This is a genomic window from Cupriavidus sp. FW305-27 (genome assembly GCF_058787995.1).
Genome location: NZ_JBYTAG010000019.1, coordinates 19,191 through 34,667 on the forward strand (window position 1 = coordinate 19,191; position 15,477 = coordinate 34,667).

General features: G+C 65.2%; 13 protein-coding genes. 7 read left to right on the plus strand and 6 right to left on the minus strand.

Annotated elements, in window-relative coordinates:
- Window positions 1-27 precede the first annotated feature (27 nt).
- The 5 genes from AC3WRI_RS11615 to AC3WRI_RS11635 form a co-directional block, all read right to left on the minus strand.
- The gene (locus AC3WRI_RS11615; RefSeq protein ID WP_010810058.1) at window positions 28-822 is read right to left on the minus strand and encodes a peptidylprolyl isomerase; all 795 of its coding nucleotides are present in this window, start codon (window positions 820-822) and stop codon (window positions 28-30) included.
- Window positions 823-826: 4 nt separating this feature from the next.
- Window positions 827-1,141: a BolA family protein gene (locus tag AC3WRI_RS11620; protein ID WP_010810057.1), complete on the minus strand. Its 315-nt coding sequence runs from the start codon at window positions 1,139-1,141 to the stop codon at window positions 827-829.
- Window positions 1,142-1,181: 40 nt separating this feature from the next.
- Entirely contained in the window at window positions 1,182-1,721 is a 540-nt protein-coding gene (locus AC3WRI_RS11625; protein WP_010810056.1) for a septation protein A, read from the minus strand.
- Between the two features lie 38 nt (window positions 1,722-1,759).
- A complete protein-coding gene (gene msrB, locus AC3WRI_RS11630) occupies window positions 1,760-2,224 on the minus strand; it encodes a peptide-methionine (R)-S-oxide reductase MsrB (RefSeq protein WP_010810055.1) in 465 nt (154 codons plus the stop codon).
- Between the two features lie 116 nt (window positions 2,225-2,340).
- The gene (locus tag AC3WRI_RS11635; RefSeq protein ID WP_492293350.1) at window positions 2,341-3,912 is read right to left on the minus strand and encodes a protein adenylyltransferase SelO; all 1,572 of its coding nucleotides are present in this window, start codon (window positions 3,910-3,912) and stop codon (window positions 2,341-2,343) included.
- A gap of 458 nt (window positions 3,913-4,370) precedes the next feature.
- Here AC3WRI_RS11635 and AC3WRI_RS11640 point away from each other — a divergent pair, with 458 nt between their 5' ends.
- The 6 genes from AC3WRI_RS11640 (at window position 4,371) to AC3WRI_RS11665 (ending at window position 11,325) form a co-directional block, all read left to right on the plus strand.
- Window positions 4,371-5,996: a 3-(methylthio)propionyl-CoA ligase gene (locus tag AC3WRI_RS11640; RefSeq protein WP_492293351.1), complete on the plus strand. Its 1,626-nt coding sequence runs from the start codon at window positions 4,371-4,373 to the stop codon at window positions 5,994-5,996.
- A gap of 139 nt (window positions 5,997-6,135) precedes the next feature.
- Entirely contained in the window at window positions 6,136-7,386 is a 1,251-nt protein-coding gene (locus AC3WRI_RS11645) for a branched-chain amino acid ABC transporter substrate-binding protein (RefSeq protein ID WP_010810052.1), read from the plus strand.
- A 190-nt stretch (window positions 7,387-7,576) separates the two neighbouring features.
- A complete protein-coding gene (locus tag AC3WRI_RS11650) occupies window positions 7,577-8,524 on the plus strand; it encodes a branched-chain amino acid ABC transporter permease (RefSeq protein ID WP_010810051.1) in 948 nt (315 codons plus the stop codon).
- A 4-nt stretch (window positions 8,525-8,528) separates the two neighbouring features.
- Complete coding sequence (locus AC3WRI_RS11655) at window positions 8,529-9,842, plus strand: branched-chain amino acid ABC transporter permease (RefSeq protein ID WP_492293352.1); 1,314 nt, start codon at window positions 8,529-8,531, stop codon at window positions 9,840-9,842.
- Complete coding sequence (locus AC3WRI_RS11660) at window positions 9,839-10,612, plus strand: ABC transporter ATP-binding protein (protein ID WP_010810049.1); 774 nt, start codon at window positions 9,839-9,841, stop codon at window positions 10,610-10,612. Before AC3WRI_RS11655 ends, AC3WRI_RS11660 begins: the two co-directional genes overlap by 4 nt.
- Complete coding sequence (locus AC3WRI_RS11665; RefSeq protein ID WP_011615132.1) at window positions 10,612-11,325, plus strand: ABC transporter ATP-binding protein; 714 nt, start codon at window positions 10,612-10,614, stop codon at window positions 11,323-11,325. The genes AC3WRI_RS11660 and AC3WRI_RS11665 overlap by 1 nt, the downstream gene beginning before the upstream one ends.
- Here the strand turns inward: AC3WRI_RS11665 and AC3WRI_RS11670 are convergent.
- Complete coding sequence (locus tag AC3WRI_RS11670; protein WP_492293353.1) at window positions 11,300-12,889, minus strand: amino acid permease; 1,590 nt, start codon at window positions 12,887-12,889, stop codon at window positions 11,300-11,302. The two genes, AC3WRI_RS11665 and AC3WRI_RS11670, sit on opposite strands and share 26 nt — an antisense overlap.
- Window positions 12,890-13,378: 489 nt before the next feature.
- Between AC3WRI_RS11670 and AC3WRI_RS11675 the strand changes: the two genes are divergently transcribed.
- Window positions 13,379-15,460, plus strand: coding sequence for a 3-hydroxyacyl-CoA dehydrogenase NAD-binding domain-containing protein (locus AC3WRI_RS11675; protein ID WP_010810046.1), 2,082 nt, complete (start codon window positions 13,379-13,381; stop codon window positions 15,458-15,460).
- The last annotated feature ends 17 nt before the right edge of the window (window positions 15,461-15,477 follow it).

The window sequence follows — 15,477 nt, forward strand, 5'->3', positions numbered from 1 at the left end:
GACCGGCGGGGGCGACCGGACCGTGCCTTACTGGATCTTGGCCTTGTCCTTGAGTGACTTCATCATGGCCTGGAACTGCTCGCGCTGCCAGTTCTGGTCCCCCATCAGCATCTGCGTGAGCTGCGGTTTGACCTCTTCGAACGACGGGATCTTGGCGTCGCGCACGTCGACCAGTTCGATGATATGCCAGCCGAACTGGGTCTTGACCGGGGTATCGGTCAGCTGGCCCTTTTTCAGGCCGGTCATGGCAGCCGAGAACTCAGGGACGTAGCTGCTGCTGTTGGCCCAGTCCAGGTCGCCGCCGTTGGCGGCCGAGCCCGGGTCCTTGGACGAGGCCTTGGCCATGTCCTCGAACTTGGCGCCGCCCTTGATCTTGGCGATGATCGCCTTGGCGTCGGCTTCCTTTTCCACCAGGATATGGCGGGCGTGGTATTCCTTGCCGTTGCCGAACTGCGACTTGATCTTGTCGTACTGCTTGCGCAGCTCGGCGTCGCTGGCGCCGTGGGTCTTAACGTAGTCTTCGAACACTGCGCCGGCCAGCACGTTCAGGCGGGCCTGTTCCAGTTGTTCCTGCACGTCGTCGCGCTGGGTCAGGCCGCGCTTGTTGGCTTCCTGCACGAGCAGTTCGCGGTCGATCAGCATGTTGCGCGCGCGCGAGCGCAGCTCCGGGTTGTCGGGCTGGCCGGTGCCGGCGATCAACTTGTCCAGCTTTGCCGATGAAATGGCCTTGCCATTCACGACGGCGGCATTCTGGGCGATGGCCGGCAGGCTGCCGGCAGCAAGCACAGCCGCCAGGCTGAACGAGAGGACGGTGGTCTTCATGGAATCAGGTCTGAGAGTTGCTGGAAGAATCGCGTGATGATGCGCGGGATTGGTACTCTTGGTCGGTGAACGCAGTCACGGCAAGTGCGTGGATCTGCGCGGGGAACAGACCGCGCAGCGCATCATACACCATGCGGTGTCGCGCAACCCGGCTGTGACCCGTAAAGCGCTCGCTGACGATTGTCACGTCGTAATGTCCGCCGCCGGATGCGGCGCCGGCATGTCCGGCGTGCAGCGCGCTGTCGTCGCGCACGGCCAGGTGGCTGGGGGCGAGCGCTTCGCGCAGCATCGCCTCGATAGTGGCGGGATCGGCTGCCATCAATGGTTTCCTTCGATTCGGGGGTGCGGGGGCGGGGCCGTCAGTCCTGGCTGTTCTCGGGCATGTGGCGCGACAGCCAGACACTCTGGGCGACGATGAACACCAGCATCAGCCCCATGCTGCCGAACAGCTTGAAGTTGACCCAGGCCTCGGTCGAGAACTGGTAGGCCACGTACAGGTTCAGCACGCCCATGGCGGCAAAGAAGCCGGCCCAGGCGGCGTTCAGTCGCGCCCACACCGGGTCGGGCAGGGTCACCTGTTTTTCCATCATGGCGCGGATCAGGTTCTTGCGCCAGCCGATCACCGAGCCCAGCAGCCCCACCGCGAACATCCAGTAGAGCACGGTCGGCTTCCACTTGATGAAGGTCTCGTTGTGCAGCACCAGCGTGGCACCGCCGAACACCGCGATGATCAGCAGGCTGACCCACTGCATCGGCTCGACCTTGCGGTGGCGGAACCAGACCCAGCCGATCTGCAGCACGGTGGCGCCAATGGCCACGGCGGTGGCGGTGTAGATGTCAGCCAGCTTGAAGGCGGCAAAAAACAGGATGACCGGGAACAGGTCGAACAGGAATTTCATGCGGTACCAGGTTGTGTCCGGCGTGCTTGCCGGAGCATTCAGCGCTGCGGGTCGCGCCGGGGGTTGTCGTCGCTGCCGGCGGCGTGGGCATCATCCGCCGCACGCTGTGCCGGGTCGCGATCATCGAATTTTAGCGCAGCCGAGTTGATGCAATAGCGCAGGCCGGTCGGGGCGGGGCCATCCTCGAAGACATGGCCGAGATGGCTGCCGCATTCCTTGCAGCGTACCTCCACCCGCGTCATGCCGTGGCTGTGGTCGACGTGCTCGGCAATCACCTCGCCGTTGATGGCGCGGAAATAGCTGGGCCAGCCGCAGCCGGCATCGAACTTGGTGGCGGATTCGAACAGCGGCGTGCCGCAGCCCACGCAGTGGTAGATGCCGTTGTCCCAGTGGTCCCAGTAGCGGCCGGTGAACGGGCGCTCGGTGGCGGCCTCGCGGGTCACGCGGTATTCGATGTCGGAGAGTTGTTCACGCCACTCGGCGTCGGTCTTGGTGGTGGTCATGGTCTTGTCCTCGCAGGGCTTCCTCGGATTGGTTCCTCAGTTAAGGCATTGGTCGTGCGAACTGCGCGAACCTTACACCGGCAGGCGCCGGCGTGCAGGGCACGGATCACATGACGTCACGACGAGCAACTGACTTCCAGGCCGGAGGCCCAGTCCGGCGGCAGCGCCGCGTAGTGCTCTGCTTCCGGCTGCTCGTCGAAGGGGCGCGACAGCACTGCCAGCAGGCGGTCCACTTCGGTGAAGTCCTTCTCGCGTGCGTGCCGGATCGCGGTTTCGGCCAGGTGGTTGCGCAGCACGTACTTGGGGTTGACTGCCAGCATTTCCAGTTCGCGCGCGGCATCGTGCGACTGCTCGGCGCGCAGGCGCACGCGATAGTCGGCCACCCATGCGTCGAAGGCGGCGCGGTCCAGGAACAGGTCGCGCACCGGCGCGTCGCGCGAGGCATCGGTGGACGAAATGCCGCACAGCTTGCGCCAGAACAGCGTGTAGTCCACGCGCTGGCCGTGCAGCAGCTGGAACAGGCTGGTCAGCAGCGGCTCATCGCTCTTGTCATCGCCGCCGGCGGGCGGGCGCAGGCCCAGCTTGGCGCGGTAGTGGCGGAAGAATGCCGCGGCATAGCGGTCGCGGAACGGGTCCAGCGCCGCGCGCGCGGCTGCCACGGCAGCGTCGCGCGCGCCTTCCTGCTCGGCATCCTCTGGCGGCAGCCACAGCGGCAGCAGCGCCTGCGCCAGGCAGTGCAGGTTCCAGAATGCCACCTGCGGCTGCTGGCTGTAGGCGTAGCGGCCCTGCGCGTCGGAGTGGTTGCAGATATGGTTGGCGTCGAACGCGTCGAGGAAGCCAAATGGGCCGTAGTCGATGGTCAGGCCCAGGATCGACATATTGTCGGTGTTCATCACGCCGTGGCAGAAGCCCACCGCCTGCCAGTGCGCGATCAGGTCGGCGGTGCGCAGCGAGACCTCGCGCAGCAGCGCCTGGTAGGGCTGGGCGTCGTCGCGGCACGCGGGCATGAAGTTGTCGATGACGAAATCCGCCAGCTTGCGCAGCGCGGCGACGTCGTCGTGCGCGGCGAAATGCTCGAAGTGCCCGAAGCGGATAAAGGTCGGCGACAGCCTGGTCACCACCGCGGAGGTTTCGATGGTCTCGCGCTGCACCGGCGCGTCCGAGCCCATGATAGACAGCGCGCGCGTGGTCGGCACGCCCAGTGCGGCCATGGCTTCGGAGCAGAGGTACTCGCGGATCGACGAGCGCAGCACCGCGCGGCCATCGGCCATGCGCGAGTAGGGCGTCAGGCCCGCGCCCTTGAGCTGGATTTCCCACGGGCCGGTGGCGGTCTCGGCCTGCGCCAGGCGGATGGCGCGGCCGTCGCCGAGCTGGCCAGCCCAGACCCCGAACTGGTGCCCGGAATAGACCGTGGCGAGCGGGTCGGCCCAGTCCGGCACCTGGTTGCCGATAAAGGTCTCGATGAAGTCCTGCTGGCTGCCGATGCCGGCATCCCAGCCGAGCAGGGCCGCAGCGGCCGGCGCCACCCCCACCAGGTAGGGCGCTGGCAGCGGCGTCGGGCGCAGCCGCGTGAAGAACTGCGCGCCGAGTTCGGCAAAGCCGGGCGCGGTGCGCCAGGGCGCGGACAGCGTTGCCGGCGTGGCTGCGTCGGAGGGCTGCGGAGCTTGTGACTGGGGCGTGTCTGGCATCGCGTAGGGGCGCCTCGGGGCGCAAGGGGCGGTGCGAATTCCGTGCGCTCGTCCATGTGCGGCGAACCGCGTAAAAGGCGGTGCGGCGCGGCATGCCGGGGGCACGAAAATGCGGTGGTGGCTAGGGAAAACGACATGTTGAGGTGCAACATGCCACGCAGTATTGTACGTCCTCAACGGCACTCGACCGCTCGACCGAGTTAATGCCGCCATGCACCGCACGGTTATTTTCCTCCTTCAGTGCGCACATGAATCCGGTGCATGGGCTTTTCGCAGAATTGCGGCCCCGAATTCGATGGCAATGCCGGCGGCAACCCCGACGGCAATACACAACAACAGTACGGCAGTGCACAACGAGATCGGCCGGACGCCGATTTGGTGCATGGAAACGACCGACAAAAAATAGTACGGTTGTTCGTTTTCAGGCGAATCACACAAGACTTTCAGGAGGCAGGTTCATGGCATTGATGGGTCAAATGATGAGCGCGCCGCTGCTCATTTCCTCCATCATCAAACACGCCGCGCGTTATTACGGCAGCACCGAGATCGTCTCGCGGCGTACGGAGGGCGACCTGCATCGCTACACGTACCGCGATTGCGAACTGCGCGCCCGCAAGCTGGCGCAGGCGCTCGGCGCACTGGGCGTGAAGCAGGGCGAGCGCGTCGGCACGCTGGCCTGGAACGGCTACCGCCACCTCGAGATCTACTACGGCGTGTCCGGCATGGGCGCCGTCTGCCATACCATCAACCCGCGCCTGTTTCCCGAGCAGATTGCCTATATCGTCAACCATGCGGAAGACGGCTATGTCTTCTTCGACCTGACCTTCCTGCCGCTGGTGGAAGGCGTGGCGCCGCATTGCCCCAACGTCAGGGGCTGGGTGGCGATGACCGACCGCGCGCATATGCCGGCCGAATCCAAGGTGCCGCTGCTGTGCTACGAGGAGCTGGTCGACGCGCAGGACGGCGACTACGAATGGCCGCAGTTCGACGAGAATCTGGCGTCGAGCCTGTGCTACACCTCGGGCACCACCGGCAACCCCAAGGGCGCGCTGTACTCGCACCGCTCGACGGTGCTGCACTCGTACGCGTCGGCACTGCCCGACGCGCTGGGCTGCTCCGCCAGCGACGTGATCCTGCCCGTGGTGCCGATGTTCCACGTCAATGCCTGGGGCCTGCCGTACTCGGTGCCGCTGGTCGGCGCCAAGCTGGTGCTGCCCGGTGCCAAGCTGGACGGGGCGTCGATCTATGAACTGTTCGAGCAGGAGAAGGTGACCTTCTCCGCCGGCGTGCCGACGGTGTGGCTCGGCCTGCTCCAGCACGTGCAGTCGAACAAGCTGAAGTTCTCCAGCTTCTGTCGCACCGTGATCGGCGGCTCGGCTGTGCCGCCCGCGATGACCCGTGCGTTCGAGGCGCTGAACGTCGAAGTGATCCATGCCTGGGGCATGACCGAGATGTCACCACTTGGCACGGCGTGCAAGCTGCTAGCCAGGCACGAAGCTCTCTCTGACGCGGATCGCCACAAAATCCAGGAAAAGCAGGGCCGCGTGATCTTCGGTGTGGACATGAAGATTGTCGACGGCGAAGGCAAGGAGCTGCCGTGGGACGGCAAGGCCTTCGGCGACCTGATGGTGCGCGGCCCATGGGTCATCGAGCAGTATTACCGCAATGGCATCAGCCCCCTGGCCGACGGCTGGTTCCCGACCGGCGACGTGGCCACCATCGACGCCGATGGCTTCATGCAGATCACCGACCGCAGCAAGGATGTGATCAAGTCCGGCGGCGAATGGATCTCGTCGATCGATATCGAGAACGTCGCCGCCGCGCACCCCGCGGTGCATATGGCGGCCTGCATCTCGGCCTACCACCCCAAGTGGGATGAACGCCCGCTGCTGGTGGTGGTGAAGAAGCCCGGCGCCGAAGTCACCCGCGAAGAACTGCTGCAGTTCTTCGATGGCAAGGTCGCCAAGTGGTGGATCCCGGACGACGTGGCCTTTGTCACCGAGATCCCGCTGACCGCCACCGGCAAGATGCAGAAGCTCAAGCTGCGCGAGCAGTTCAAGGACTACAAGCTGCCGACCGCCTGACGCCGGCACGCGCTTTCCGGTGCGCCATGCCTGCTTGCGGCATGGCGTGTTCGGGGCGGCTGCAAGGCGTGGCATGGAGGACGCAGCGCAGCCAGCCAAATTCGACGACAAGCCAACGACAAGAGTGAAGGAGACAGGTATGACCAAAATGCGTCCGCTGGTGGCCGGTGTGGCCGTGTTTGCCGCACTGGGTTCTGCGCTGGTTTCAGGTACCGCACTCGCGGATACGGTGAAGATTGCCTTCATTGACCCGCTATCGGGGCTGATGGCTCCCGTTGGGCAGAACCAGCTCAAGAGCTGGCAGTATGTCGCCGACATCGCCAACCAGAAGAACTGGGCCGGCGCGCACAAGTTCGAGGTGGTGGGTTTCGACAACAAGCTGTCGCCGCAGGAAAGCCTGACCATCCTCAAGCAGGCGGTCGACCAGGGCATCCGCTATATCGTGCAGGGCAACGGCTCGTCGGTCGGGCTGGCGCTGCAGGACGCGGTGGCCAAGCACAACGAGCGCAATCCGGGCAAGGAAATCGTCTACCTGAACTACGCCGCGGTGGACCCGGACATGACCAATTCCAAATGCAACTTCTGGCATTTCCGGCTCGACGCCAACTCGGACATGAAGATGGAGGCGCTGACCACCTTCCTGGCCAAGGACCCGAACGTCAAGAAGGTCTACCTGATCAACCAGAACTACTCGTTCGGCCACCAGGTGGCGCGTGCCGCCAAGGACTACCTGAAGCGCAAGCGCCCGGACATCCAGATCGTCGGTGAAGACCTGCACCCGCTGGCCCAGGTCAAGGACTTTGCCCCGTACGCGGCCAAGATCAAGGCCTCCGGCGCCGATACCGTGATCACCGGCAACTGGGGCAGCGACCTGGCGCTGCTGATCAAGGCGGGCAAGGATGCCGGCCTGACCACCAACTACTACACCTACTACGCCGGCACCACCGGCGTGCCCACGGCGATGGGCGCCACCGGCGCCGAGCACGTCAAGTATGTCGGCTACTACAACCCCAACAACAAGGGGTTCAAGGGGGCTGATGTCATCGAGGGCTTCAAGAAGAAGTACAACGACGACTTCTACGTGATGGCCTCCTACACCGGCATTGCCATGCTGTCCAAGGCCTTCAAGGACACCGGCTCGACCGATCCGATCAAGGTCGCCAAGGCGCTCGAGGGCATCAAGGTCGACAGCATGAACGGCACGGTCGAGATGCGCAACTCGGACCACCAGGCGCAGCAGCCGCTGGTGGTCGCCACCTGGACCAAGGTGGATGGCAAGGAAATCAAGTACGACCAGGAGAACACCGGCTACGGCTGGAAGACCAACGCGCTGATGGACCAGTACGTGTCGGCCCAGCCGACCTCCTGCCAGATGAAGCGGCCGGGCTGATCCTGTCCGTGACGGGCCGGCCACGCTGACAAAGTGGCCGCCCGATCCTGCATACTTTCAGTCTTTTTCGGTCGATACCGGGGAGCGTCCGGGGCGGGCAACCGCCCCCGGAGGGGGACGCTCACCCTCAATCCAACCGGACGGACGCCGGCATGCCCACGCATGGCGGCGCCAGCTTGAAGGACACGCTGTGGAATTCTTCGTCATCTCACTGCTGAACGGCATCAGCTACGGGCTGCTGCTGTTCATGCTGTCATCGGGCCTTACGCTGATCTTCAGCATGATGGGCGTGCTCAACTTTGCCCATGCCAGCTTCTACATGCTGGGCGCCTACTTCGCCTACACCATCGCCAGCAAGGTCGGGTTCTGGCCGGCGCTGATCTTCGCGCCGCTGCTGGTGGCCGGCGCGGGCGCGCTGGTGGAGCGCTTCGGCCTGCGCACGGTGCACAAGTACGGCCACGTGGCCGAGCTGCTGTTCACCTTCGGCCTGGCCTACCTGATGGAAGAGGGCGTCAAGCTGGTGTGGGGCCTGGCGGCGGTGCCGTACCGGATCCCCGCGGAGCTGGACGGGCCGCTGTTCACGGTGTTCACCTCGTCCTTCCCCAAGTACCGCGCCTTCATGATGCTGGTGTCGCTGGGCATGCTGGTGGCGATCTACCTGGTGCTGACGCGTACCCGCATCGGGCTGGTGATCCAGGCCGCGCTGACGCACCCGGAAATGGTCGAGGCGCTGGGCCACAACGTGCCGCGCGTGTTCATGATGGTGTTTGGCGGCGGCGCCGCGCTGGCCGGGCTGGCGGGAGTGATCGGCGGCAATGCCTTTGTCACCGAGCCATCGATGGCCGCGGCGGTCGGGTCGATCGTGTTCGTGGTGGCGGTGGTGGGCGGCATGGGATCGCTGGTGGGCGCCTTCATTGCGTCGATCCTGATCGGCGTGCTGCAGACCTTCGCGGTCACCATCGACGCCTCGCTGGCGGGCCTGATGACCAGCCTGGGGCTGGCGGTCAGCGAAGCCACGCCGTTCTATTCCTTGTGGAAGCTCACGGTGGCCCAGGTGGCGCCGGTGCTGCCGTACCTGCTGCTGGTGGTGATGCTGATCTTCCGCCCGCGTGGACTGATGGGAACCCGGGAGAGCTGACACCATGGAGCAAGCGATGCAACAACCCCGCGAGCCGGTGGTGACCGGCCGCACCCTGCGCTACCGCCCGCTGAACCAGGCGCGCTGGATCATCTGGAGCCTGACCGTGCTGGTCATGCTGGTGCTGCCGCTGATCTTCACCGGGGGCTTCGCCATCACGCTGATGTCGCAGATGGGCATCATGATCATTTTTGCGCTGTCGTACAACATGCTGCTCGGGCAGACCGGCATGCTGTCGTTCGGCCACGCGGTCTACTCCGGCCTGGGCGCGTTTATCGCCGTGCATGTGCTGAACATGGTCGGGGCGGGCAAGGTCTGGCTGCCGGTGTCGATGCTGCCGCTGGTGGGCGGCCTGGCCGGCGCCTTCTTCGGCGTGATCTTCGGCTACGTCACCACCAAGAAGTCCGGCACCACCTTTGCCATGATCACCATGGGCATCGGCGAGATGGTGTTCGCCAGCTCGCTGATGTTTCCGGAGTTCTTCGGCGGCGAGGGTGGCATCTCCACCAACCGCGTGGTCGGCGATCCGTTCCTGGGCATCACCTTCGGGCCCGGGCGCCAGGTCTACTACCTGATCGCGGCGTGGTGCCTGCTGTCGATGGTGGCGATGTACGCCTGGACGCAGACGCCGCTGGGCCGCATCGCCAACGCCGTGCGCGACAACCCCGAGCGGGTCGAGTTCATCGGCTACAACACCCAGCGCGTGCGCTACCTGGTGCTGATCCTGTCGGCATTCTTCGCCGGTATCGCCGGGGCGCTGGGCGCCATCAACTTCGAGATCGTCTCGGCCGAGAACGTCAGCGCGGTGCGCTCCGGCGGCGTGCTGCTGGCGGTGTTCATCGGTGGCGCGGGCGTGTTCTTCGGGCCCATCATCGGCGCGGTGGTGTTCGTGCTGTTCGCGGTGGCGCTGTCGGACCTGACCAAGGCCTGGCTGCTGTACCTGGGCCTGTTCTTCGTGCTGATGGTGATGTTCGTGCCGGGCGGGCTGGCCAGCCTGCTGCTGATGCAGGTGCCGCTGCTGGGCAAGGGCAAGCTGGGCCGCATGCTGCCGTCCTACGCGCGTGCCGGCGGCGCCGCCGTGGTGCTGCTGCTGGCCATGATCCTGACGGTCGAGCTGGTCTACAAGGTGCAGGTCGACAGCGCCAACGGCACCACGATGTCGCTGTTCGGCGTCGGCTTCGATGCCGCAACCTGGACGCCATGGCTGGCGGCGGCCGCGCTGTGGGCGGCTGGCCTGTTCGCGTGGCGGCTGGCGGCGGCGCGGGTGCGCAGCGCGTGGGACAAGGTACAGATGGAAATCGCAGGAGGCAGGCCATGACAGCGGCACTGGAACTGACCGATGTACGCAAGAAGTTCGGCCAGACGGAAATCATCCGCGGCGTGAACCTGAGCATCCCGAAGGGCGAGCGCCATGCGCTGATCGGGCCCAATGGCGCAGGGAAGTCGACGACCTTCAACCTGATTTCCGGCCGGTTTGCGCCGAGCAGCGGGACCGTGCGGCTCAATGGCGCGGAGATCGGCGGGCTGCAGCCGTTCGTGATCAACCGCATGGGGCTGTCGCGCAGCTTCCAGATCACCAACATCTTCCATCGGCTGTCGGTGTTCGAGAACCTGCGCTGCGCGGTGCTGTGGTCGCTCGGCTACAAGTATTCGTTCTGGCACCGGCTCAAGGGCCTGCGCGACACGCGCGAGCGCGCGGAGGAGGTGCTGGAGCTGATCGGCATGCAGCACCGCCGCGACAGCCAGGCGGGCCTGCTGACCTATGCCGAGCAGCGTGCGCTGGAGATCGGCATCACCATCGCCGGCGGCGCCGAGGTGATCCTGCTGGACGAGCCCACCGCGGGCATGAGCCGCTCCGAGTCCGATCACGCGGTGGAGCTGATCCGCAAGGTCACCGTCGGCAAGACGCTGGTGATGGTGGAGCACGACATGAGCGTGGTATTCGGCCTGGCCGACCGCATCTCTGTGCTGGTCTACGGCGAAGTGATCGCCACGGACACCCCGCAGGCCATCCGCAACAACCGCAAGGTCAAGGAAGCCTACCTGGGCACAACCCTCGACGAGGAAGCCACCGAAGGAGCGCACTGATGGGCAAGCGCATGCTGAACGTCCAGGGCCTGCACGCCTACTACGGCAAGAGCCATATCCTCCACGGCGTGGACGCGCATATCGACGAAGGCGAGATCGTCGCGCTGCTGGGCCGCAACGGGGTGGGGCGCTCGACCATGGCCAAGGCCATCCTCGGCATGGTCAAGGCCGAGGGCTCGGTGCGGTTTCGCGACGAAGAGATCCTGGGGCGGCGCACCTTCGAGATCGCGCACCTCGGGATCGGCTATGTGCCGGAGAACCGGGATATCTTTCCGACGCTGACCGTGCGGCAGAACTTGCTGCTGGGCGAGAAGCGCAACCCACGGCAGGCCAGGCCGCGCTGGACCGTCGAGGACATGTTCAACATGTTCCCGCGGCTGAAGGAGCGCGAGAACACCTCGGCCGGCGTGCTCTCCGGCGGCGAGCAGCAGATGCTGACGTTGTGCCGCACGCTGATGGGCGACCCCGACCTGGTGCTGATCGACGAACCGACCGAAGGCCTGGCGCCGATGATCGTGGCCCTGGTCGGGGACTACCTGAAGACGCTGAAGGAGCGGGGTATTTCCGTGCTGCTGATCGAGCAGAAGCTGGCGATCGCGCTGGATATTTCCCAGCGCGTCTACGTGATGGGGCACGGGCATATTGTGTTCGAGGGGACGCCCGCGGAACTGAAGGCCAACTCGCAGATCAGGAAGGAGTGGCTGGAGGTATGACTTCGGCCACTGTGCGCTCCCCTTGCCAACTGTGTGCTCCCTCTCCCGCTTGCGGGAGAGGGCCGAAAACTGCCGGCTTTGGCAAGTCAAACGGCATATCCTCATAGTCGATCAGCCGCGACTTCTTCACCGCCCGGTACCCCCACCACAGCGCCAGGAACGCCGGCACGCCGATATAGGTCGCCACGATCTCCGGCCACCGGTTCGGAATATCCGCAAACGCCTGGTAGTTCTGCCCGGCCACGATCACCACGCACAGCACCACGGTAAAAATGGGGCCGAAGGGATAGAGCGGCGAGCGGTAGGCCAGCATGCCAACGTCATAGCCCTGGTGCACCAGCCCGCGACGGAAGCGGTAATGGCTGATGGCAATGCCCAGCCAGGCAAAGAAGCCGGTCATGGCCGAGGTGTTGAGCAGCCACAGGTAGACCGCCTTGTCCCCGAACAGCGAACTGAAGAAACACAGCGCGCCCACGGCGGTGGTGGCCAGCAGCGCATTGAACGGCACGCCGCTCACGGTCAGCTTGCCGAACGCGCGCGGCGCGCGGCCGCTGACGGCGAGGCCGTAGAGGATCCGGGTCGACACATACATGCTGGAGGTGCCGGCCGAGAGCAGCGCGGTCAGCACCACCGCGTTCATCAGCCCCGCAGCAAAGGCCAGGCCGGCGTGGCGGAACACCAGTGCAAACGGACTCACGCCCACGTCGGTGACGTCGTTGCGCAGCAGGCTGGGATCGGTATAGGGAATCAGCACCCCGATGATCAGGATCGCGACCACATAGAACAGCAGGATGCGCCAGAAGGTCTGCCGGATCGCGCGCGGGATGGTCCTGGCCGGGTTCTCCGCTTCGCCGGCGGCCACGCCCACCGTTTCCGTGCCCTGGAAGGAGAAGCCCGCGATCATCGCCACGCCGATCATGGCCGGGATGCCGCCGACAAAGGGCGCGTCACCCATGGTGAAGTTGTGCCAGCCAGACTGCGGGCCGCCTTTCATGATGCCGAAGATCATCAGCAGGCCCACGCCCAGGAACACGATCACGGTCACCACCTTGATCAGCGCGAACCAGTACTCGGCCTCGCCGAAGCCGCGCACCGAGAACGCATTGAGCCCGAACATCAGCAGCAGGAACGCGGCGCTCCAGACCACGCCGGGCATTTCGGGGAACCAGTACTGCATCACCAGCTGCGCCGCGGTCAGTTCCACGGCGATGGTCACCGCCAGGCTGAACCAGTAGTTCCAGCCCAGCGCGAAGCCGAAGCCTTCGTCGACATAGAGCGCGCTGTAGGTGACGAAGGAGCCGGCCACCGGCATATGCACCGCCAGCTCGCCCAGGCTGGTCATCAGGCAATAGACCATCAGCCCGAGCAGCATATACATCAGCAGTGCGCCGCCGGGGCCGGCCTGCGCGATCGAGGCGCCCGAGGCCACGAACAGCCCGGTGCCGACCGCGCCGCCGATGGCAATCATGCTCAGGTGGCGGGCCTTGAGCCTGCGCTTGAGGTGGTCGTGCTCGACCACCGGGTGCTGGTGCTCGTGGGCGTGGGAATGTGAGGGGGAAGACATCAGGGTCGCTGGACCTTCCGCCGATCCGGCATCTTGTGGAACCCGGACGGCAAAAAACGAAAAGCCGCGAGTTTACAGGGTCGGCCCGCGCGATTTGTCCGTGTCGGCCAAATAAAGTCCGATACTGGTTTAGAGGCGGCACTCAGTCGCACTCGGCAAGTGCTTTATCCGCCATGGCGGGACGATTTGGCACCGCGTCAGGCGCCCCGCCATGCATCGCGGTCAGGGGCGGCATTAGCGCCGCGCATGTCGCCGGAAAAGTCCGAAAATTAAAATTGAACGACCGTGCTATTTTGTGTATGCTTGTTTCGCCCAGGCGCCGGAAGGCGTTGCGGGACGCGGGAAAGCGGCAGGTCGGGCGGAGGGTTTACCCGCTCATGACGGCAGCCTCCCGCAGCAGTCGCCGGCCGCTGCCGGCCGCGCCGTGCAGTAAAAATTGAATTCGAGAATTCGAATCCCGAGACAACTTTTGACACCAAAGGAACCAGCATGACAGCGCAGTATCAGGTTCAGGACGGCGTAGCCGTCATCACGCTCGACAATCCCCCTGTCAACGGCCTGGGTCACAGCACCCGGCTTGGCATCGTCGAAGGCATGACCCGTGCGCTGGACGATGCCGCCGTCAAGGCCATCGTCATCACCGGCGCTGGCAAGGCTTTCTCGGGCGGCGCCGACATCCGTGAATTCAATACGCCCAAGGCCATGCAGGAGCCGACGCTGCACTCGGTGATCCGCGTGCTGGAAGGCTCGTCCAAGCCGGTCGTGGCCGCCGTGCACTCGGTCGCCATGGGTGGCGGCCTGGAGCTGGCGCTGGGCTGCAACTACCGCGTGGCGTCCAAGGGCGCCCAGATCGCGCTGCCGGAAGTGAAGCTGGGCCTGCTGCCGGGCGCCGGCGGCACGCAGCGCCTGCCGCGCGTGATCGGCCTGGAGGCCGCGGCCAACATGATCGTGTCGGGCACCCCGGTGCTGTCCGAGAAGTTTGCCGGCACCAAGCTGTTCGATGAAATCGTCGACGGCGACGTGCTGCCCGCCGCGGTCAAGTTCGCGCAGAACGTTGGCGCCGCCACCGGCCCGCATCCGAAGGTGCGCGACCTGAAGGTGCGCCACGAGAACCCCGAAGGCTACCTGGGCTTTGCCCGCAATACCGTGGCCGCGATGGCCAAGAACTTCCCGGCGCCGCTGAAGTGCCTGGAAGCGGTGGCCGGCTCGCTCAAGCCGTTCGAACAGGGCCTGAAGCAAGAGCGCGAGGGCTTCCTCTACCTGGTTACCACGCCGGAATCGCGCGCGCTGCGCCACGCCTTCTTTGGCGAGCGTGCCGCCAGCAAGATCCCCGATGTGCCCGAAGGCACGCCGACCCGCAAGATCGAGAAGGTCGCCGTGATCGGCGCCGGCACCATGGGCGGCGGCATCAGCATGAACTTCCTCAACGCGGGCATCCCGGTCACCATCCTGGAAACCAAGCAGGAAGCGCTCGACCGCGGCGTCGGCATCATCCGCAAGAACTACGAGAACAGCGCCAAGAAGGGCAAGCTCACGCAAGAGAAGGTCGAGCAGCGCATGGGCCTGCTCAGCACCACGCTGTCCTATGACGACCTCAAGGACGCCGACCTGATCATCGAGGCCGTGTTCGAAGAGATGGGCGTCAAGGAGACCGTGTTCAAGAAGCTGGATGAAGTCGCCAAGCAAGGCGCGATCCTGGCCTCGAACACCTCCACGCTGGACGTCAACAAGATCGCCTCGTTCACCAAGCGTCCGCAGGACGTGGTCGGCATGCATTTCTTCAGCCCGGCCAATGTGATGAAGCTGCTGGAAGTGGTGCGCGGCGAGAAGACCGGCAAGGACGTGCTGGCCACGGTCATGCAGGTCGGCAAGAAGATCAAGAAGACCGCGGTGGTGTCGGGCGTTTGCGACGGCTTTATCGGCAACCGCATGATCGAGCAGTACAGCCGCCAGGCTGGCTACCTGCTGGACGAAGGCGCGCTGCCGGAGCAGGTCGACAAGGCCATCGAGAAGTTCGGCTTTGCCATGGGCCCGTTCCGCATGGGCGACCTGGCCGGCAACGACATCGGCTGGGCCATCCGCAAGCGCCGCGCGGTGGACAAGCCGGAGATCCAGTATTCCAAGACCGCGGACCTGCTGTGCGAGATGGGCCGCTTCGGCCAGAAGACCGGCGCGGGCTGGTACGACTACAAGGCGGGCGACCGCAAGCCGTACCCGAACCAGCAGGTCAACGACATGATCGTGCAGCACTCGAAGGACCTGGGCATCACGCGCCGCAAGATCTCTGACGAAGAGATCGTCGAGCGCCTGGTGTTCGCGCTGGTCAACGAAGGCGCCAGGATCCTGGAGGAAGGCATTGCTTCCAAGGCCTCGGATATCGACATGGTGTACCTGACCGGCTACGGCTTCCCGCTGTTCCGCGGCGGCCCGATGCTGTACGCGGACCAGGTCGGCCTGTACAACGTGGCGCTGTCGATGAAGCGCTACGCCAAGGGCTACCACGGTGAAGCGTGGCAGGTCGCGCCGCTGCTGCAGAAGCTGGCGGACGAAGGCAAGGGCTTCAACGGTTAATACCGCCACATGGTTCA